The following is a 20,327-nucleotide window of genomic DNA, read 5'->3' on the forward strand; positions in this document are numbered from 1 at the left end:
CATAACCCAACAACGATATGACTAACGACCTTATCCAGTCACTGGCCAACGTAGACCAGAACCTGCTGCTATACCTCAACGGTTTTCATAACACCTTTGCCGACTATTTTATGAGTACCTTCACCGGGAAATGGATCTGGGTGCCGATGTATGCCAGCATCTTGTATGTACTGCTAAAGAATTTCAACTGGAAAATAACTTTGTGCTGTCTGGCTGCCATCGCGCTGACCATTACTTTTGCCGATCAGGTTTGTGCCGGCCTGATACGTCCCGTCGTAGAGCGCTTGCGCCCGGCAAACCCGGAGAATCCGATCTCCGACCTCGTTCACGTAGTAAACAACTACCGGGGCGGACGCTACGGGTTTCCATCCTGTCATGCCTCCAACTCTTTCGGACTTGCCTTCTTCCTGGTTTTCCTGTTCCGCAAACGGTGGCTGAGCCTTTTCATTCTCCTATGGGCCACACTGAACTGCTATACACGCATCTATCTGGGGGTACACTATCCGGGCGACCTGATTGTAGGAGCTGTCATAGGATGCTGCGGAGCTGCACTGATGTGCTATCTGTTGAAGAAAATAGCCAAAGGCACCTCCTTCGGCAAAGTGAAACATACGGAAATCACGATCTATGCCGGTTTGCTGACCACGTTGGGAATTCTGATTTACGCTTTCATCATGGCATAACGGTCCCGACTGTATATGAATAAGATCATAGAATCCATAAAGAAAAAATATCCTGTATCGAACGATTCAATAGAACTATTGACTTCCGGATTCAAGAAACACCTATTCCCCACCAAAACTCATATAATAAGCGCAAATAAGCCGGATAGGAATGTGTTTTTCATTGAATCGGGACTTACAAGATCCTATGTTTTGACTGATGGCAAGGAAACCACCACCTGGTTTTCAAAAGAAGGAGATTGGACTTACGGTTCGTTGGATTTCCTAAAAAATAAGGTAGGCTTTGAATATGTGCAGACTCTTGAAGAAACGGTGGCATATTCCATACCGATAGATACACTTAACAATTTATTCCAAACAAATGCCGAATTAGCGAATTGGGCCCGTATCGCCCATCAGGAAGCATTCCTACTATTACAAAATCTGCGTATTGAAAGACTTACGCTTACGGCCAAAGAACGTTATGAAAAGTTGCTAAAAGATTTCCCCGACTTACACAACAGGGTTAATTTAGGCTATATATCCTCTTACCTCGGCATTACCTTACCCACACTAAGTAAAATACGGGCAGAGTATTAGCAACACACTATTTTAATCTATCACAAATTTTTTCCGGTTTATCCTTCCTACTTTTGCCTCAAACAACAATGTCTTTATTTCAACAACAAAAACATATAGGAATATGATTAAATCGGTAATATTTGACATAGACGGCACCTTACTCGACACGGAATATGCCGTATTAAATTCTCTGCGTGATACAATATGGGAATTAAAAAACGAAAAAGTGGAGCTGTCCGACCTAACTTTCGCTTTGGGGATACCCGGGGAGGAAGCATTGAAGCAGTTGGGAATATCAGATACACAAAATGGTAATATCGTCTGGAATACTTGTCTTGCCAATTATTCTCATACGATCAGACTATTTGACTGCGTAGCAGATGTTCTGAAAGAGCTCAGAAACCGGGGTTACAAATTAGGTGTCATAACATCCAAAAACAGGGAAGAATACAAAACTGATTTTTCTCCCTTCGGCCTGGACGGGTATTTTGATACCGTAATTTGTGCCGGAGACAGTGATAAGCCTAAGCCTTCTCCTGCCCCCATGCTGAGATATCTCGAACAGTCGAAAACAAAGAAAGAGGAAGCCATTTATATTGGAGACACATTTTACGACATGCAATGTGCGTCAAGTGCGGGCGTAGCTTTCGGTTTGGCATTGTGGGGATGCCACTGTGTAAACCATATCCACACAGATTATTACTTTAATCATCCCACTGATATTCTTTATCTTTTATCCATCGACAAGAATAAACGTGACAGAATGCCCTGGGTAAAATTGGCAACAGAACTGCAATTTTTAGCACAGGGAGGGCTATGCTACTCAAAAGATCCATTCGATATAGAACGATTTGGAAGAATACGGGAGATTTCAGCTGAAATGATCAGTTTAGGTAGCGGATATTCATTGAGTCATGTGAAATCTGTCTTTTGCAATGAAACAGGGTTCCAAACCCCTAAACTGGACACAAGAGCCGCTATATTCCAAAAGGATAAAATTCTGCTTGTTAAAGAAAAAAATAGTACGTGGTCTTTACCCGGAGGATGGGTCGATGTATACGAATCTATTAAAACAAACACTGTCAAAGAAGTGAAAGAAGAAGCAGGACTGGATGTAATTCCAATAAAACTAATTGCTGTACAAGATAGAAAACTACACAACCTGCCCGAATATGCCTATGGAGTTACCAAGGCTTTTGTATTATGCAAAGTCGTGGGAGGTGAGTTCACTGACAATCTGGAAACCGTTAAAAGTGAATATTTCGGATTAGACGAACTACCTCCACTGGCAGAGGAGAAGAACAATGCAGAGCAAGTCAGACTATGTTTTGATGCATATTATGATAAAAATTGGCACACCATCTTTGATTAAAAAGTGATAAACCAATAGATATATTGAAAAAAGAATCACATACACGAGATTATCCGATTTATTATCTGAAATCTCGTCTGTTACAAAAAGCCGACGGCAACGCGCTTCTTTCTTATGAAACATGCATTCCGTCGGCTTATCATCTTTATTACCAACCGTGAATCCGGCTACCGGTCATGTCTTCTTCGTACCCTTACTCATAGGCCGGATCTTGCTTCAGGACACCGCCTGCCTTGTCTATTTCGGACTGCGGAATGGGGAAGAATTCAAATGCAGGTTTATACACCTTGATATATCCCGGATAGGCGGGATCTTCCGCTCCGTTCACCAGTTTGTCCATCAGCTTCCATCGTTTCAGCTGGAAGTAACGTAAACCTTCAAAACAAGTCTCAATACGCCATTCGTTCCGGATACGTTCGCGAAGGTCGTCCTGTGAAATACCTGCCTCAATAGCCGGCTGTCCCGAACGTGTCCTTACTTTGTTTATAGCATCCAGAGCTGTCGTAGTGGCTCCATGGGCTTCATTCTCCGCCTCGGCTATCATCAACAATACATGAGCATAGCGCAACACGATTACATCTGCATCCGAAACAGTACTGTATCCGGGTGTCACATCCGTAGGCTGAATGTATTTGAGGGCACTGAAACCGGTAGGTCCTTTATTGTTCGATTCGTTCACCTGTACCTCCTCGTCTTTCCATCCGTCACCGGCAAAGTTAGCCATCATGGAGTGATTGACCGACTCATACAGACGGCGGTCCCTGTTCATGAACATCTTGGCACGTTCTGCTTTCTTCAGCGCATCATTGTTACCATACAATATACTTTCGTCAGGACGTACGGTCAGAGGCGACTCTCCCCACGGTTTTCCATCCGTACATTCAAATGCATCCACCATATTGCGGGTCGGATCGAGAACAGCCCAGGCACCATAATACAAGTCCATGGAGTGAGTCAGGTTCGGACGCAGGAAGCGGACGGAGAACATGATTTCCGGTGATGCCAATTGTTTCTCAGAGATAAAATTGTCACGTACACGTGCTGCCAGGCTATATCCTTTGATACTCTGTAACAAAGTCAGCACCTCTTCCATCTTCGAAGGGATGGCCTTCCCATTGCTATCGTAGGCATCGAACAACAGAATTCTCGCCTTCAGAGCCTTGACAGCCGAAACGGTAAATCGTCCGGACGTCTGTGAGTCGGAATACAGTTTATCGGGCAATTCGCTGATAGCCTCGTCATAGTCGGTCATCACACGGTTCAACACTTCGGCACGGGTGGCCTTAGGCTGGTACATTGTGTTCAAGTCGAGTGACTGGGTCACAACAGGCACTTCTTTGTAACACTGATACAACCATGAATAAAAGTAACCGCGCAACGCTTTACACTGTGCGAGCATAAACTTCTTATCGTCTGCACTGATATCCGATCCGGTATACTGTTCGAGTTGTTCCATCAGGATATGTACACGGGCAATGCCTTTATAGCAATTACCATAAATGTCGGTCACGAACCCGCCCTGATTGGGAGTAAGGTCTCCCTGGGCGATGGTCTTGGCCCAACCGTAGGTACCTTCACTGTGTTGCACGATTGCATTATCGGTCAATCCGTCCAGACAAGGCATAATCTGAGAGAATACACCGGAGTACATGACCGAATAGGTTCCGGCCAAAGCTGATTCAAAGTCACTCTTCTTCTGCCAGAATACGCTTTGCGAAGGACTTGACGGAGGATCTTTCTGAAGAAAGTCTTCACACGAGGTGGCACCGAAAAGTAATGTGGCAGCTAACAATATATGAATATTCTTTTTCATTGCATGTCCTAATTAAAATTCAACATTTAAACCAAACGAGTAGATTCTGTTTTGTGGATAGATGGCATCTCTTCCGTCACCGTTACGTTCGGGGTCGAGTCCTTTGTAAGGGGTCAGGGTCAACAGGTTGTCACCGGAGAAGTAAATACGTACTTTGGAGATATTTGCCTTTTCGGTCCATACCCGCGGTAACGTATAGCCAAGTGTCACATTCTTCAACCGGAAGAAAGAAGCGTCTTTCAGATAATAGCTGTTGGGACGTGTATTCTTGCCTCCGCCCATATCCTGCCAATAAAGTTTGGGATGTTTGGCTCCATACGGGTTTTCTTCCGTCCACATGTGCTTGATATAGTCTTTGTTGGGAGAAGCGCCTTGCATGAAAGGCTGCACTCCCCAGTCAGTGGTGTAATATTTCTTATCAGCTACTCCCTGACCTATCAACGACAGGTCGAAGCCTTTCCAGGTGGCACTGGCATTGATGCCATATTCAAAGCCGGGGAAGCGTCCGGAGAAAGTACGGCGGTCGTAATTATCGATCACTCCGTCCGGTTTCCCATCAGGGCCGCTGATATCCTTATACTTCAGGTCACCCGGCTGGGTGTTGTCATTAAACTGCTTCGGCGAAGCGTCAATCTCGGCCTTGTCGGCAAATACACCGATGCACTCCAGCATGTAGTATTCATCGTAAGGCAATCCCTCACGTTTGATACTGTAACTTCCGATCTCCTCTGCGCCAAATTCAGTCAGTTTGTTGCGCGAACGGTCAAAATAAACACCGGCATTATAACGGAGTCCCTTGAGTGTGCCTCCCTTTACCATATTGGCATAATTCAGGGCAACCTCTATACCTTTATTCTCTACCGAGCCATTGTTTACAGTCGGAGCCGAAAGTCCGAGCAAACTGGACACCTGTGAAGAGCGCAAAATGTCATCGGTGGTCTTTTTATACCAGTCGAAGGTCACACTCAAACCGTCAAACACCTGTAAGTCAAAACCGATATCGGTAATGGTAGTCGTCTCCCACTTGATGTTACGATTGGCATAAGCCGTCTGCTGATAACCGATAACCACTCCGTCCGAAGTTTTGGTAAACGGATAGTCATTTACCCCAGAGATCATGGCCTGATAAGGATAAAGCCCGATATTCTGGTTGCCCAACTGTCCCCATGAGCCTCTCAGTTTGAAGTTATTCAGCCAGTTGAGGTTCATTTTTTTTATGAACTCTTCTTCCGTAGCACGCCAGGCGACTGAGAATGACGGGAACACACCCCAACGGTTTTCATCGGAAATACGCGAAGTTCCGTCATAGCGCATATTGGCTTCAAACAGATAGCGCTCCTTGAAATTATAGTTGAAACGTCCGAATAAAGACTGGATAGCCCATTCTTCTTCACCTCCGCTGTTGCTCCAATCGGCCGTACCACCGGCATTGAGCACCGGCAGGTCAAAGGCAAAGTCCTTACGGTAAGCGTTGAGCGTTTCATATTTTTCCGATTCCTGATTATAACCTACCATCAAAGAGAAATTGTGTGCATTCTCCGCCAGTGACAGGTCATATTTCAAGTAACTATAAAGATTGGTATAGAAACGGCGGCTATCGCCCACGCTCAGCCCCAATCCTCCTTTATCAAGCTCGGACGACTTCTCTCCGGTGTGGTAATCGTAAGTATAAGTCGTACTCCCTCTCCAGTCTTTACTTTTGTTCGACTGAAGACGGGCAGCACCCTTGGTGTACCATGTCAATCCCTTAGCCAGGTTAATCTCTAACCACAACTGGGCATTAATATCGAAATTGTTGTCACGTTTCATCGCATTCTCTCCGATAATGGCAGGCATATTCTTGTTATGGCTTTCGAACGAATAAGCCGAACTTGTCCAACGACGAATCCCTGTTCCGTCGTCCGGCAACCAAGGCATATAGGTCGGTGCTTGCGAAAGAGTAGAGAGGAATGCATCGTTCTGGCCTTGACGGGGTTGTTCCGTTTCACCATACATCAGGTTGGCATAGGTTCCGACTTTGATGAAATTGGTAATGCGTGCGGTAAGGTCGATTGTGGCGTTATACTTTCTATATTTGAATCCACGCATAGTACCCGGCTGATCTACAAAATTCAAAGCCACGTTATAAGTAGTTTTCTCTGTACTTCCGGCCATCGAGAGATTATGTGTCTGCACTACGGCCGTACGGAACATATAGTCCTGCCAATCGAAATTGGGATATTGGGGGTCACCGACATTATTCCGATAGAGGTTGATCTGATCTTGGGTGTACTGCTTTCCGGTTCCGGAGTTCTTCCAGGCCAGATTTGCCAACTCCATATATTCTGCCGAATTGGTAATCCGGTCGTAGAGTTTGGTCGGTGTATGCAAACCAATATTCCCATGATAACTAATGCTCACCTTATCTCCCACGACACCCTGCTTGGTAGTAACGAGAATAACACCGTTGGCGGCTCTTGCTCCGTAAATGGCCGCCGAAGCAGCATCTTTCAAAACGGAAACACTCTCGATCACACTGGGGTCGAGGTTGGTCATACTACCCGGTACACCATTGATCAGGATCAAAGGATCTGATCCGGCAGAAGAGAAAGTCCCCTGACCACGGATACGGAAAGAAGTCCCTTCGCCACCGGGCTGTCCAAGCCCCTGATTGACACGCAATCCCGGAATTTGTCCTTGCAACAGGATAGCGGCATTGGCAACCGGTCGTTTCGAAATATCGTCACCGGTCACAGCCGATACCGCCCCCGTCAAGTTAACCTTCTTTTGGGTACCAAAGCCCACTACAACAACTTCATCCAGCTTCTGAGTATCCTCCTTCAGAACAATATTCATCGGAGTTCTCTCCGCTTTGACAATCTGTGTTTTATAACCAATATAAGAAATCTCAAAAGTGCTTCCTTCCGGAACATCCAGAGAGAATCTTCCTTTCAGGTCGGTAATACTTCCCAAAGTAGTCCCTTTTACCAATACGGATACACCAACGAGAGGTTCGCCGGCTTCATCGGTAACAATGCCGCTGGCTTTTACATTGTGCTGCTGTGTGACGGTAACTGCATCTTGCTTTAGGCTATCGGCCACAGCAAACTGGGGTGACATACATAATAGCAGCAAACTGGCACCTGCTATTTTGAGGCAATTCATTTCACGAGCTTTGATCAAACTCGGAAACAGGTTAGTTCTTTTTGTCATACATTAAATTTTTCGGTTAAACATAAAAAAAGGAATGTTCCATCCGGAAGATGTATAAATCCGGAATCAGTTTGGTCGTTCTTCTAAGTCTTCATAGGCCTTTTAGTTTTGATTATTAGTTTTCTGTCGACATTAAAACTTTGCTGAACTATGCTGATATCCTATTCCGAAAAACAATTCATTGGGGAGTAGTCCTTTCAGGACTTGGAAAGACAGGAATTTTGTACAGTTTATCAGAGTAAAAGCAAGAAATGCAGATGCTTTTTTGAAGGAACAACCGTATCATTTATACTTATTTGTACCTATATTCTACCAAACTAAAATATAATACACTGAATATATGCAACTTATATCTATAAGATAGAAATTAAGGATGCCGTTTCGATTTACTACAAAAGATTGGTTAGTCTAAGTTCTCTGGTATTTATTAAAAAAAAGATTCTATTTTTGCATTTTATTAATTCTTATTCTTATCTTTGCTGCATAACATCTGCCAAAGACTTAAGAGATGTGAATTATTTGTTAGCCTTAAAAGCTCCGAATTGCGTTTTCTACACTGCGGATATAGTCCTGAAAGAACTTAGCAATCCAATACGTACTCCAATCCTCCTCATATTTCTCTTACCGGCTCATCCGGGTGTAATCCAAGTTCTATGCCTAACTTTCTTCATCTTAGCGGCTAAGATATACATCTTGCCTGCAGAGATGTATATCTTGGCTGCGAAGACACACATCTTGGCTGCAAAGATGAAGTTTGATTGCCCTTTCAAGCAGATTTTCTTTCTATGCCTTAGGACTTTGGGCGAAATGAAATCTTATTTAAAATAGTGATTAATTTATGCCGGTTATTTGAACATTAATTGTTTTATCGTGGCATTGTAGAAAAAGAAGTAATGTTTTAACAACTGTCCTATTTTCAAGTATTTGCGCGGCATTACTATCAAAAGAACTCTTTCAAAGGCAAAAGTATCCCCAAAACATGAAATTCAGGCAGATGCAGAAAGGCATCCCGACAATTACAGGTCGTAAAACATCATTCTTAAATAAGTAACAAATAAAGCCAAAAGGAACATACCTGCATTTTTGAGGAACATCCCCCAATAGCTACTATTCCAAAAATAGTGCGCCAGTAAATAGCTAAAAGTACTTATCCCTAAGAAAATAAGCACAGCAAAAAGTATCCAATATTCAAAACCGGCAGCTACCACCCCAACACACAACGTATTGACTCCCCACCACATCAGAAGATGATATAAGGCTAAGTTTGATAGATAAAAAATAATCTTTCCAAGTGTTTCCATAATCCGGCATTTATCATTTCCTTTTCATTTATTTGTCCCGAGGATATACTGCCACCGCTTTATTTTCTTTTTGTTTTCTGTCTGCGTGCGATTATCCACTGAGGACCGTCAGGAAAGATTTTCAGGTTATCAAAAGTAAGATTTTGTACGTTACTTATTGAAATACTTTATATACCAGTCATAGAATTTTCGGATTCCTTCTTCTATGGAAGTAGAAGGCTTATAGCCAAAATCATTTTCCAACCGGCTTGTATCGGCATAAGTACATACCACGTCTCCCGGCTGCATCCCCATCATCTGCTTAACTGCCGTCTTACCCGCTGTTTTCTCAATCACAGAAATGAAATCCATCAGTTCCACAGGAGCGGAATTACCGATATTATAAATATAGAAAGGAATAGGATCGGCAGAAGGATGGGCGATGATCTTCATCAACCCTGCGATGATATCGTCTATATAGGTGAAGTCACGACGCATCTGCCCATTATTGAATACTTTAATGGGATCTCCGTTCAGGATTGCTTTCATAAACAGGCATGGAGCCATATCCGGACGTCCCCACGGACCGTACACTGTAAAGAAACGCACACCGGTAGTCGGTATACCGTACAGTTTGCTATAAGCATGGGCCATCAGTTCATTCGACTTTTTCGTCGCTGCGTATAAACTTACCGGTGTATCGGCCTTATCCGTCTCAGCGTAAGGCACCTTGTCATTCAGGCCATAAATGCTGCTTGAGCTGGCATATACCAGATGGTTCACCGGGTAATGACGGCAACACTCCAGCAAATTCAGGAAACCTACAACATTCGATTCGATGTACGCATAAGGATTTTCTATCGAATAGCGCACACCCGCCTGGGCTGCCAGATTAACCACAACATCAAAATGTTCGGATTCAAACAAGTGGTTCAGTCCGTCACGATCAGTCAAATCGATCTTAATAAAGCGATAAGAAGGGTATTTAGAACTTGGTAACAATACACCATCTTCTATCGACTCTTTTGCTATACCAGTATCAGCAAGGCGGTCGTACTTCAACTGCACATCATAATAAGAATTGATTATATCCAACCCTACAACTTCGCAACTCTGTGCTATCAATGCTTTTACTGTATAAGAGCCGATAAAACCGGCAGCTCCTGTCACTAATACTTTCATGATTCAATCTTATTTAGAGTACCATTACGGAAAAACGGCCTATAACATAATGTTCCTTACCGTCAACAAATTTCTGCAGTTCCTTGTTCGAACGTATTTTCTTGTTCGAAATCATCAGGATGGTATTCTGACATTTATTATCCAAAACTTCTTCTTCAGTCACTTCTTTCACCCCTTCGTGCAGGTAGACATCCATATTCTCAGGACGACGTACATTCAGGACACAATAACCGGAAGTCCCTTTTTCTTTGGAAAGTTCCACTGCTTTCCGGCATAATTCGGAATAACCCAATTCACTGTTAATGGCAGGTACATCCCAACCGCCCACAAAGATAGCACAAAACAATCCGAAGGCAAGCGTATTGATAGTCTTGTTCAACGATTTCTTCCGATAGAGGAAATACAGAGCCGCACAACCACTAACTGTCAACACTCCACCGGCCACGTAAAAAAGCTTCTGTCCCAGAAATTCGGTGCCCGGCATTCGTCCCAACACGATAAGAGCGGGCAGGCCTGCCACAAAAACAACGGCAGGAAGAACCAACGTCAACGCCAGCCATTGATTCCATCGGAAATGTGATAGCAAAAGTACGGCCAGATAGACAAAAAATGGGAAAGTCGGTGCCAAATAGACGGCAAGTTTACCACTGAAACAAGACAACATCAGCAAAGTACTGAGGATGATTACCATAAAGAAACGCTCCAGATCTGAACGGATTAACCGACGACATGCCCCGGCCACAATCACCCCTATCAGCAATAACGCCCAAGGAGCCAACGAATACCAAACGGAAATAAAATAATAATAGAAGGGTGCACTATGGTCGAAAGCATTGACAGCCCGTCCTACAGTCTGGCGGAATAGCAGATCATGCAGATAGTTCAAACCTCCCTCTTCCCAACAGACACCACCAAACCAGATGAAACATCCTAACAGTAGCACGGCAAATGTCTTCCATCCCCAATAGCGTCCGAAGGTTTTCACACGCCCGGTGATAAGCAGAAAGACAAAAGTAGACAGCAAGGGTACCAGTATACCGACCGGACCTTTGGAGAAAACAGCCATAAAAATATAGAAGGGAAACAGAAAGGCATTCCGGTTCTTGCTGCCCTGCCCTTTCAACATCCGGTAGAAAGTACGGAGGGCAAGAACGATGAACATACACATCAGCATATCCATACGCAAAACAACTGCCAACCCTAAAAACAAGCCGCAACTCATCAACATTAGCTGTGCCGAAAGACGATTGGCCGCAGATGTTTCACGTTCTACCCACCGATCCATTACCAGCATAATCACCAGAGCAGGAATGAAAGAGAAAAGTGACGCAAACCACATGGCATGACTGCCCAGCAACCATTTGCCCAGCATCAGAATCCAGAAATACAAAGGAGGTTTATCGGCATATTGCACACCGTGATTGGTGAACGTAAAAATATCACCATTGCGCAGTGCCTCGTCGACAATGCTCAGATAGCGTAACTCATTGGAGGGAGTATAATCCCGGAAAATCAGCACGGGCAATACTGCCAGCAATAATAAAAACGGAAGAAATTTACTTTTCATAGGCAACTGATTGCTTGGAGCTTTTACGCCCAATCATCAGATTGCGAAAATAGGCTACGAAACCGACAGACTGACCCAAAATCAGAACCGGATCGAGACGGAATACACCGTATGCCACAATAACCGATGAACCGACCAGACTGATAATCCAGAAACCGGCAGGCAGTAAAGACTCTTTATGATGGAATGAATAAGCCCATTGATATACAAAACGAAGAGTGAAAATGACTTGTCCCATTGAACCGAAGACCAACAGCCAGAGAGGCACCTTCTCGTTTCGGAAGAAACTATCGATAAAGTGTTGTGCATCGTGCAGCATAAAAGCTGCTGCAATAATGGGGGTAATTACCAGCAGAGTTTTCAGTACCCCGTGCAATTTATTCCAAATACCCTTCTCGTTCAGATTCCACAAATAGATATAATAAGAAATAAACTGTCCGAAGATAATAGAAAAATCATCACGCAACCACCCATAGATACACAACAGATAAGAACCGGCAATGCTCAGAATCCAAAATATGGAAGGAGATACTACCTTCTTTGCTTTTTCCGATAGTACCCACTGGAATATGATGCGCGCAGAGAAAAAAGCCTGCGCCAAAAAACCGATTACATAAATAAAGCCGTTACCTCCCACAAGACTACTCCATTAAGTTATTGTCGCCGACACGATAGTTAATATATCTCTTCTTCATCCAACGGTACGCAAAGCAATCGAGGAAAGGAGAAACCAGTCTGTTCCACAAATGATACTTGGATGTACCTGCTACACGCGGGAAATGACGGACAGGAATCTGTTTGATCTTAGCATCCTGCAATAAAATCAACGCAGGAAGAAAACGGTGCATACCCGTAAAGAACGGAATACGTTTGGCATAGGCCGTATGCAACACTTTAAGAGGGCAACCTGTATCCTGAACACCATCATGGGTCATCATCCGCCGGAAACCATTGGCAATCTTGGACTGGAGGTTTTTAAAAAAGGAGTCTTTACGATTGGCACGGATACCCATCACCAACTGATAGTCGGCAATATCCTTCAATAACAGGTTGAAATCCTCGGGAGTAGTCTGAAGATCGGCATCCATGTATCCCACATATACCGACTCAGCGTAGTCGATACCCGCTTTCATGGCGGCACTCAATCCGGAATTTTTTGCCAGATCCATATAAAAGAAATCCTTATTGCGCGCACATACCTCCATGATACGTTGCTTACTGTTATCACGTGAACCATCGTTCACGAACAATACACAAGCCGTACAAATAGAGTTGGGCAAAAATTCTCCCAATTTCTGTTCCAAAGAGTAGATATTGTCTTCTTCGTTGTATACCGGAACAACGATAGTCAGTTGATAATTGATCGTTTTATTCATTGCCTCATTGTAAATATCCTGCAAAAATACAAAAAATAAGAAATAAAACAGGGGTATTGAAACAACAAACCAAATCTAATTTATGTTTTTATAGCACAAAAAGAAAAAATGAAACCGGATTATAACATTCATACAGACTTAAAACAGAAAAAGAATGCCGGAAAGAATATCACTCCTCTCCGGCATTGTCTGTTGTTTTATAAATATAAAAACGAAATCAGGCTTTCCGGATGTAATCAACAATCCATGCTCCTACTTCTTTCGTGCCAAACTTATCACCACCTTCTACCTGAATTTCGGGGGTACGTACATTTGCATCCAAAGAAGCATCGACAGCCTTACGGATCAAAGCGCCTTCGGCTTTGCAATCGAAGTATTCGAACAACATTGCTACCGAAAGGATTTGTGCCAGTGGGTTAGCAATATTCAAACCTTTTGCCTGCGGCCATGAACCGTGAATCGGCTCGAACACCGGAGTACTCTCGCCCGTAGAAGCAGACGGGAGTAATCCCATAGAACCGCTAATTACAGAACCTTCGTCGGTCAGAATGTCGCCAAAGGTATTCTCCGTCACCATTACGTCAAAGAACTTAGGCTCCTGGATCATCTTCATTGCAGCATTATCCACAAACATATAATCAGTAGTCACCTCCGGATACTGCGGAGCCATCTCTTGTGCAATTTGTCTCCACAGACGGCTGGAAGCAAGCACATTGGCTTTATCGACTACGGTAAGGTGCTTGCGACGCTTCATTGCGTATTCAAAACCGACTTTCAGGATACGTTCAATCTCAGGACGTGTATACATATTCGTATCATATGCTTTATCATTATCCTGATACTTCTCACCGAAATACATACCACCGGTCAGCTCACGGATACACAGAAAATCGGCTCCCTCTACTAACTCTGCACGAAGAGGCGACTTATGAACCAAACATTTAAAGGTTTGCACCGGACGGATATTGGCAAATAAACCAAGTTTCTTACGCATAGCCAGCAGTCCTTGCTCCGGACGTACCTTGGCAGTCGGGTCATTGTCAAACTTAGGATCACCTACAGCCGAAAAGAGAACTGCATCGGCATTCTTACACACCTGATAGGTTTCTTCGGGGAAAGGATCACCTACTTTATCAATAGCATCCGCACCACAAATGGCATATTCATAGTTTACTTTATGTCCAAACTTCTCACAGACGGCACTCATCACCTCTACACCTTGTACAGAGATTTCCGGTCCGATGCCGTCACCGGCTAATACAGCAATTTTAAAATCCATATTGTTCAATAATTAATATTCTTCTATTATATTCAGCATTTTAATAGTAGCTTTGATGGCAGCCTCTGTCTGGTCGGCATCCAATCCACGGGTACGGAACACCTTTTCACCAAAACTCCAGGTGATGACTGTCTGCACGAAGGCATCGGTACGGCCTCCGGGGGGGATACTTACGGCATAATTGATCAGCATCGGGAACTTACGCCCCAAAGTCACCTTATATACTTTACGCAAAGCGCGTACGAAGGCATCGTACTGTCCATCACCGGAAGAACTTTCTTCGTAAACCTGACCGTCGATTTCGATACTCAGTGTTGCCATCGGCTTCAATCCGTGTGCTAAAGTGACAAAGTAGCTTTTCAATTTTACTTTATTGCTCATGCCATCGTGCTTCAACACATCAGAAATAATATAGGGCAAGTCTTCCTGAGTAACCAACTCTTTCTTATCACCCAACTCAATGATTCGCTCCGTAACCTTCTTCATGGACTCTTCATCCAGTTCCAGTCCCAGACTTTCAAGATTCTTGCGGATATTGGCCTTACCGGAAGTTTTCCCCAAAGCATACTCGCGTATACGCCCGAAACGCTCGGGAAGCAGATCATTACAATAAAGATTACTTTTATTGTCTCCATCGGCATGTACGCCGGCCACCTGAGTAAATACATTCTCACCTACAATCGGTTTGTTGGCGGGTATCACAATGCCCGAATACGATTCGACCACACGACTCACATCATTCAGCCGGCTCTCATCGATATTGGTTATGGCATTGAAATGGTCTTTCAAGATGGCCTGTACACTCGCCAAAGGAGCATTTCCGGCACGTTCACCCAAACCGTTGATAGTGGTATGGAGCCCTTTTACCCCACTCAGCACGGCAGCAAGCACATTACTTACAGCCAGATCATAATCATTGTGTGCGTGAAAGTCGAAATGTGTGTCAGGATAACGCTTTTTCATCTTCCGCATAAACTCAATCACCTGAAGCGGGTTCAGGATACCCAATGTGTCGGGAAGCATAAACCGTTTGATAGTGGTCTCCTTCAATGCATCCACAATCCGGAACACATATTCGGGAGAGTCCTTCATACCATTACTCCAATCCTCCAGATATACATTAACCTCAATATCGAGTTCATTGGCATAATCCACTACGGCAAGAATGTCTTCGATATGTTCTTCGGGCGTTTTCTTCAACTGGCAGGTACAATGTTTCAGCGAACCTTTGCACAGCAGATTGATGACACGACATCCGGTAGCATGAATCCAATCCAATGAAGTATGTCCGTCGACGAACCCCAATACCTCTACTTTTTGGAGTAGATTCCTTCGGGCAGCCCAGTCACATATCATTTTCACCGCATCAAACTCTCCATCGGACACACGTGCCGAAGCTACCTCCACACGATCTACTTTCAACTCCTCCAGCAGAAGTCGGGCAATCATTAGTTTTTCATGGGGCACAAACGATACTCCGCTGGTCTGTTCACCGTCGCGGAGAGTCGTGTCCATGATTTCTATTTTGACGCCTTTTCCCATTGTTCTATTTTATCTTTATTAGTCAACAAAAAGTCGATGTCGTCAAGTCCATTCATCAGACAGTGCTTCTTGTAGGCATTGATTTCAAAATGTTCACTCTTTCCGGTAGCTTTGTTAGTGATGGTTTGTTCCGGCAGGTTGACTTCCACTTCCATCTTCGGATTCTTAAAGATGGAATCGAACAACTCTGCAAGGAATTCCTCGGTTACCACAACCGGAAGAACGAAGTTATTCAATTCATTGTTTTTATGAATATCTGCAAAGAAACTACTCACCACTACACGGAAACCATAATCGGCAATGGCCCAGGCAGCATGCTCTCGGCTGGATCCCGAACCAAAATTTTTTCCGGCTACCAAAATTTGTCCTCCATATGTAGGGTCATTCAACACGAATGATTCTATTTTATTCCCTTGTTTATCGTAACGCCAGTCCCTGAACAAGTTCTCTCCAAACCCCTCCTTGGTTGTAGCTTTCAGAAAACGCGCGGGAATAATCTGGTCTGTATCCACATTCTCTAATGGAAGAGGCACACAAGTACTTGTAAGTATATTGAATTTTGCTTTCATCTTTTTATTTTCGATTTAAATAATTGCGATTTACAGTGCAGGCGGACAATCTCCGTTCACAAACTCCTTGAGCAGTAAATCCCCGATCGTCCTATAGCTCTATTACATCAGTTCTCTCGGATCGGTAATCACTCCCGTTACGGCAGCAGCGGCCGCCACAAGCGGGCTGGCCAATAGCGTACGGGCTCCCGGCCCCTGACGTCCTTCAAAATTACGGTTACTGGTAGAAACTGAATATTTACCGGCAGGAATCTTATCATCGTTCATGGCCAGACAAGCCGAACATCCCGGCTGACGAATGGCAAAACCGGCATCTTCCAGAATCTTATCCAATCCTTCTTCACGGATCTGGGCATCAACCATCCAAGAACCCGGCACTAACCATGCAATCACATGTTCGGCTTTCTGACGCCCTTTCACTATGGAAGCGAATGCGCGGAAGTCTTCGATACGCCCATTAGTACAAGCACCCAGAAATACATAATCAATCTTTTTACCCAACAATGATTCACCCGGCTGAAATCCCATATAGTCCAGAGATTTCAAGAATGAAGTTTTCGTCGTTTCATTCATACCCTCGGTTGTAGGAATATGCTGCGTGATGCCCATACCCATACCCGGATTAGTTCCATAAGTGATCATCGGCTCGATATCAGCTGCATCAAAATGGACTTCTTTATCAAAAGCCGCATCTTCTTCACTCTTCAAAGTCTTCCAATACGCCATTGCTTTATCCCACTCTTCGCCTTGAGGAACATTTTCACGCCCTTTGATGTATTCAAAAGTCACTTCATCGGGAGCAACCATACCGCCACGGGCTCCCATCTCAATAGAAAGATTACAGAGTGTCAACCGGCCTTCCATTGTCAGACTGCGGATTGCCTCACCGGCGTATTCTACAAAATAACCGGTTGCACCGCTGGTCGTCATTTTCGACATCATATAAAGGGCAATGTCCTTGGCTGTAACTCCCTTACCCAATTCACCATCTACCGTGATACGCATAGTCTTGGGACGTGACTGCAAAATACATTGTGAAGCAAGTACCATTTCAACCTCACTTGTACCGATACCAAAAGCAACCGCTCCCATCGCACCGTGAGTAGAAGTATGTGAATCGCCACAGACAATCGTCATTCCGGGTAAAGTGAGTCCCCGTTCGGGACCTACCACATGAATAATACCATTTCTTTTATCCATCATCCCATAATGCGTCAGCCCAAAATCGGCTGCATTCTTAGTCAATGTATCCACCTGAGTTTTTGAGACAGGATCTTCAATAGGCTTATCCTGATCGTGAGTCGGTGTATTATGGTCCGGCATGCAATATACCTTCTCCGGACGGAGTACTTTAATCCCGCGTGCGCGTAAACCGGCAAAAGCTTGAGGACTGGTTACTTCGTGACAATATAATCTGTCGATATAGAGTTGTGTAGGGCCATCTTCCACCGTAGTCACTACGTGTGCATCCCATATTTTATCAAATAATGTATTCATCTTTTTATTTATTATTTTACGATTTACAAATTACGTTTAGAGTCACATCACTTAGTAAACTTGTTGATACAATCGATATAGGCTTCTACCGATGCAGCTATGATATCCGTATTTGCACCAAATCCGTAATACATCTGGTTATCATACTCAACCTGCATGTGTACCTTACCCACATCATCACTTCCTTTGCTAATGGCTTGAATCGTGAATTCCTTCAAAGTCATATGACGGTCAATAATACGCTTCAGAGCCTTGATGGCAGCATCCACCGGACCATTACCACTGGCAGCCGCTTCAAATTTCTCTCCGGCAATATTCAATCCGAGGCTGGCAACGGAACGGACTCCTACTCCACTGGTCACCTGAAGATATTCCAATTTGATGCGATGGTTACCACTTCTGTCTGCACCCGCCAATACCAGAATATCATCATCATGAATATCTTTCTTGCGGTCGGCAAGTTTCAGGAATTCTTCATATACTTTATCCAGTTTTTCCTGATCCAGTGTTACACCCAGAATGGAAAGGCGATTTTTCAAGGCAGCACGTCCGCTACGGGCTGTCAATACGATAGAGTTATCGTCGATACCCACATCGTGCGGATCAATTATTTCATAAGTCTGCACATTCTTAAGTACGCCATCCTGGTGGATACCCGAAGAATGCGCAAATGCATTGCGTCCAACAATGGCCTTATTAGCCTGTACCGGCATATTCATCAGGCTCGATACCATACGGCTGGTAGGATAAATCTTCTGAGTATTGATATTCGTCTCAATATCAATCTCGTGATGGCTTTTAATAATCATTGCTATCTCTTCAAGGGCCGTATTTCCCGCACGTTCACCGATACCGTTGATGGTAACCTCTACCTGGCGGGCACCATTCAGAATACCTGCCATCGTGTTGGCAGTAGCCATTCCCAAATCATTATGACAGTGGGTAGAAATGATTGCATTCTCAATACCTGCTACATGATCTACCAGATATTTGATTTTCGCGCCATACTCGGAAGGTAGGCAGTAACCTGTTGTATCCGGAATATTCACTACTGTAGCACCAGCCTTAATAACCGCTTCAATCACACGAGCCAGATATTCATTATCCGTACGTCCTGCATCCTCTGCATAAAACTCTACATCATCCACAAAACGACGGGCATATTTCACTGCCGCCACAGCACGTTCGATAATCTCTTCCCGATTAGAATTGAATTTATATTTAATATGTGAATCTGAAGTACCGATTCCTGTATGAATACGCTTATGTTTAGCAAACTTCAGGGCATCCACTGCCACATCGATATCTTTTTGTACCGCACGCGTCAATGCACAAATCGTCGGCCAGGTCACAGCCTTTGATATTTCAATCACCGAGTTAAAATCACCCGGGCTGGAAATAGGAAAACCTGCCTCAATTACATCTACACCTAAAACTTCCAATGCCTTTGCCACCTGAATTTTTTCCACTGTATTCAACTGGCATCCCGGTACTTGTTCACCATCGCGAAGGGTGGTATCGAAAATAAATAATCTGTCGCTCATATTCTATTTTTTTAATCTGATTATACACCATCAAAAAAGCCTTTCACACAAGGAAGTGAGAAAGGCTTTCGTATATTTTCATTATACACATTTACGCGCGACACTCACTTCCCCCGACCTTTGCCAGCAGAATAATAATACCACACAGTAGAATATGTATAAATGATTGATTCATGTTTATTGTCTCTTTTATTGTTTGACGATGCAAAGGTATAGATTATTTCTTAGCCTCCAAATAAAACGTTACTTTTTTATTCATAAAAATATCATTTCATAAGAAGAACTACTATATAATAACAAATATATCACAATCAAAGTTCATGTATCTGCCTACAAAAAATGGGAATAAAGTACTGTTAGATACCTTATTCCCACTCAATTATAGCTTTAATACCTGCTGATTACTTCTTATCACAAGCTTTCTTTTCACAATTTGCATTCTGAGGGCATTCTGTTTTCTGGTCGCATGCAGCTTTATCTTTGCAACAAGCCTTGGCAGAGTCACAAACAGCAGAGTCACCTTTGCAACAAGTTGCAGCAGATTCCACTGCTTCTACAGCAACTGACGTAGAGTCTGTAGCAGCTTCCGAATTAGCTGTTTTATTACCACCACAAGAAATCATCGCAAAAGAGAATGCCACCATTGCAGCAGCTAAAAAGAATTTTGTCTTCATACTTTAAATATTTGCTTTAAACGTTTATATAAATACTCATTTGCAAATATAGATAAAATAAATGAATCTCCCAAAAACAAGTCATCCCCTCGTGTCTTCTGACCCGAGGGGATGAACTCTCTGAAAAAAACGGCGACTACCTACTCTCCCACTGTTACGCAGTACCATCGGCGTGATCAGGCTTAACTTCTCTGTT

Annotated in this window: 16 protein-coding genes and 1 pseudogene; 4 read left to right on the top strand and 13 right to left on the bottom strand. The window is 43.7% G+C overall.

Annotated features, from left to right (window positions below; translation table 11 throughout):
* Positions 1 to 17: 17 nt before the first annotated feature.
* The 4 genes and pseudogenes from KO473_RS15400 (at position 18) to KO473_RS23490 (ending at position 2,616) form a co-directional block, all read left to right on the top strand.
* Positions 18 to 683, top strand: a complete 666-nt coding sequence (locus KO473_RS15400) for a phosphatase PAP2 family protein (protein ID WP_005821366.1) — start codon at positions 18 to 20, stop codon at positions 681 to 683.
* Between the two features lie 15 nt (positions 684 to 698).
* A complete protein-coding gene (locus KO473_RS15405) occupies positions 699 to 1,262 on the top strand; it encodes a Crp/Fnr family transcriptional regulator (protein WP_005821368.1) in 564 nt (187 codons plus the stop codon).
* Positions 1,263 to 1,365: 103 nt separating this feature from the next.
* Positions 1,366 to 1,881: pseudogene (locus KO473_RS23485) on the top strand (HAD family hydrolase); the annotation flags it as partial.
* Positions 1,882 to 2,007: 126 nt separating this feature from the next.
* Complete coding sequence (locus KO473_RS23490; protein ID WP_032541802.1) at positions 2,008 to 2,616, top strand: NUDIX hydrolase; 609 nt, start codon at positions 2,008 to 2,010, stop codon at positions 2,614 to 2,616.
* A 193-nt stretch (positions 2,617 to 2,809) separates the two neighbouring features.
* Here KO473_RS23490 and KO473_RS15415 read toward each other — a convergent pair whose 3' ends face one another.
* The 13 genes from KO473_RS15415 to KO473_RS15475 all read right to left on the bottom strand — a co-directional run bounded on the left by KO473_RS15415 (position 2,810) and on the right by KO473_RS15475 (position 20,131).
* Complete coding sequence (locus KO473_RS15415; RefSeq protein ID WP_005780874.1) at positions 2,810 to 4,429, bottom strand: RagB/SusD family nutrient uptake outer membrane protein; 1,620 nt, start codon at positions 4,427 to 4,429, stop codon at positions 2,810 to 2,812.
* Positions 4,430 to 4,441: 12 nt separating this feature from the next.
* Positions 4,442 to 7,621 carry a TonB-dependent receptor gene (locus KO473_RS15420; RefSeq protein WP_122130206.1) on the bottom strand — a complete coding sequence of 1,060 codons (3,180 nt, stop codon included), beginning with the start codon at positions 7,619 to 7,621 and terminating at the stop codon, positions 4,442 to 4,444.
* Positions 7,622 to 8,637: 1,016 nt separating this feature from the next.
* Complete coding sequence (locus tag KO473_RS15425) at positions 8,638 to 8,922, bottom strand: hypothetical protein (protein WP_005780879.1); 285 nt, start codon at positions 8,920 to 8,922, stop codon at positions 8,638 to 8,640.
* 150 nt (positions 8,923 to 9,072) lie between these two features.
* Positions 9,073 to 10,083, bottom strand: a complete 1,011-nt coding sequence (locus KO473_RS15430) for an NAD-dependent epimerase/dehydratase family protein (RefSeq protein ID WP_005821375.1) — start codon at positions 10,081 to 10,083, stop codon at positions 9,073 to 9,075.
* A 13-nt stretch (positions 10,084 to 10,096) separates the two neighbouring features.
* Positions 10,097 to 11,650, bottom strand: coding sequence for a glycosyltransferase family 39 protein (locus tag KO473_RS15435; RefSeq protein ID WP_005807863.1), 1,554 nt, complete (start codon positions 11,648 to 11,650; stop codon positions 10,097 to 10,099).
* Entirely contained in the window at positions 11,640 to 12,287 is a 648-nt protein-coding gene (locus KO473_RS15440; RefSeq protein ID WP_005807865.1) for a lipid-A-disaccharide synthase N-terminal domain-containing protein, read from the bottom strand. Before KO473_RS15440 ends, KO473_RS15435 begins: the two co-directional genes overlap by 11 nt.
* Positions 12,288 to 12,291: 4 nt before the next feature.
* Entirely contained in the window at positions 12,292 to 13,026 is a 735-nt protein-coding gene (locus tag KO473_RS15445; protein ID WP_005807866.1) for a glycosyltransferase, read from the bottom strand.
* A 217-nt stretch (positions 13,027 to 13,243) separates the two neighbouring features.
* Complete coding sequence (gene leuB, locus KO473_RS15450) at positions 13,244 to 14,305, bottom strand: 3-isopropylmalate dehydrogenase (protein WP_005807868.1); 1,062 nt, start codon at positions 14,303 to 14,305, stop codon at positions 13,244 to 13,246.
* Between the two features lie 12 nt (positions 14,306 to 14,317).
* The gene (locus KO473_RS15455) at positions 14,318 to 15,847 is read right to left on the bottom strand and encodes an alpha-isopropylmalate synthase regulatory domain-containing protein (RefSeq protein WP_005821377.1); all 1,530 of its coding nucleotides are present in this window, start codon (positions 15,845 to 15,847) and stop codon (positions 14,318 to 14,320) included.
* Entirely contained in the window at positions 15,826 to 16,416 is a 591-nt protein-coding gene (leuD, locus tag KO473_RS15460; protein ID WP_005780891.1) for a 3-isopropylmalate dehydratase small subunit, read from the bottom strand. The genes KO473_RS15455 and leuD overlap by 22 nt, the downstream gene beginning before the upstream one ends.
* Before the next feature lie 102 nt (positions 16,417 to 16,518).
* Positions 16,519 to 17,913: a 3-isopropylmalate dehydratase large subunit gene (gene leuC / locus KO473_RS15465; protein WP_005821378.1), complete on the bottom strand. Its 1,395-nt coding sequence runs from the start codon at positions 17,911 to 17,913 to the stop codon at positions 16,519 to 16,521.
* A gap of 47 nt (positions 17,914 to 17,960) precedes the next feature.
* Positions 17,961 to 19,457 (bottom strand): 2-isopropylmalate synthase, encoded by a 1,497-nt coding sequence (locus KO473_RS15470; protein ID WP_005780895.1) that lies wholly within the window; start codon positions 19,455 to 19,457, stop codon positions 17,961 to 17,963.
* A gap of 401 nt (positions 19,458 to 19,858) precedes the next feature.
* Positions 19,859 to 20,131: a hypothetical protein gene (locus KO473_RS15475; RefSeq protein ID WP_005821379.1), complete on the bottom strand. Its 273-nt coding sequence runs from the start codon at positions 20,129 to 20,131 to the stop codon at positions 19,859 to 19,861.
* Positions 20,132 to 20,327: the final 196 nt, after the last annotated feature.

It is taken from the genome of Bacteroides sp. HF-4919, from assembly GCF_018860125.1.

Coding starts and splice junctions, on each gene's coding strand:
- KO473_RS15400 (WP_005821366.1), top strand. CDS start 18: ATGACTAACGACCTTATCCAGTCACTGGCCAACGTAGACCAGAACCTG.
- KO473_RS15405 (WP_005821368.1), top strand. CDS start 699: ATGAATAAGATCATAGAATCCATAAAGAAAAAATATCCTGTATCGAAC.
- KO473_RS23490 (WP_032541802.1), top strand. CDS start 2,008: ATGCCCTGGGTAAAATTGGCAACAGAACTGCAATTTTTAGCACAGGGA.
- KO473_RS15415 (WP_005780874.1), bottom strand. CDS start 4,429: ATGAAAAAGAATATTCATATATTGTTAGCTGCCACATTACTTTTCGGT.
- KO473_RS15420 (WP_122130206.1), bottom strand. CDS start 7,621: ATGACAAAAAGAACTAACCTGTTTCCGAGTTTGATCAAAGCTCGTGAA.
- KO473_RS15425 (WP_005780879.1), bottom strand. CDS start 8,922: ATGGAAACACTTGGAAAGATTATTTTTTATCTATCAAACTTAGCCTTA.
- KO473_RS15430 (WP_005821375.1), bottom strand. CDS start 10,083: ATGAAAGTATTAGTGACAGGAGCTGCCGGTTTTATCGGCTCTTATACA.
- KO473_RS15435 (WP_005807863.1), bottom strand. CDS start 11,650: ATGAAAAGTAAATTTCTTCCGTTTTTATTATTGCTGGCAGTATTGCCC.
- KO473_RS15445 (WP_005807866.1), bottom strand. CDS start 13,026: ATGAATAAAACGATCAATTATCAACTGACTATCGTTGTTCCGGTATAC.
- leuB (WP_005807868.1), bottom strand. CDS start 14,305: ATGGATTTTAAAATTGCTGTATTAGCCGGTGACGGCATCGGACCGGAA.
- KO473_RS15455 (WP_005821377.1), bottom strand. CDS start 15,847: ATGGGAAAAGGCGTCAAAATAGAAATCATGGACACGACTCTCCGCGAC.
- leuD (WP_005780891.1), bottom strand. CDS start 16,416: ATGAAAGCAAAATTCAATATACTTACAAGTACTTGTGTGCCTCTTCCA.
- leuC (WP_005821378.1), bottom strand. CDS start 17,913: ATGAATACATTATTTGATAAAATATGGGATGCACACGTAGTGACTACG.
- KO473_RS15470 (WP_005780895.1), bottom strand. CDS start 19,457: ATGAGCGACAGATTATTTATTTTCGATACCACCCTTCGCGATGGTGAA.
- KO473_RS15475 (WP_005821379.1), bottom strand. CDS start 20,131: ATGAAGACAAAATTCTTTTTAGCTGCTGCAATGGTGGCATTCTCTTTT.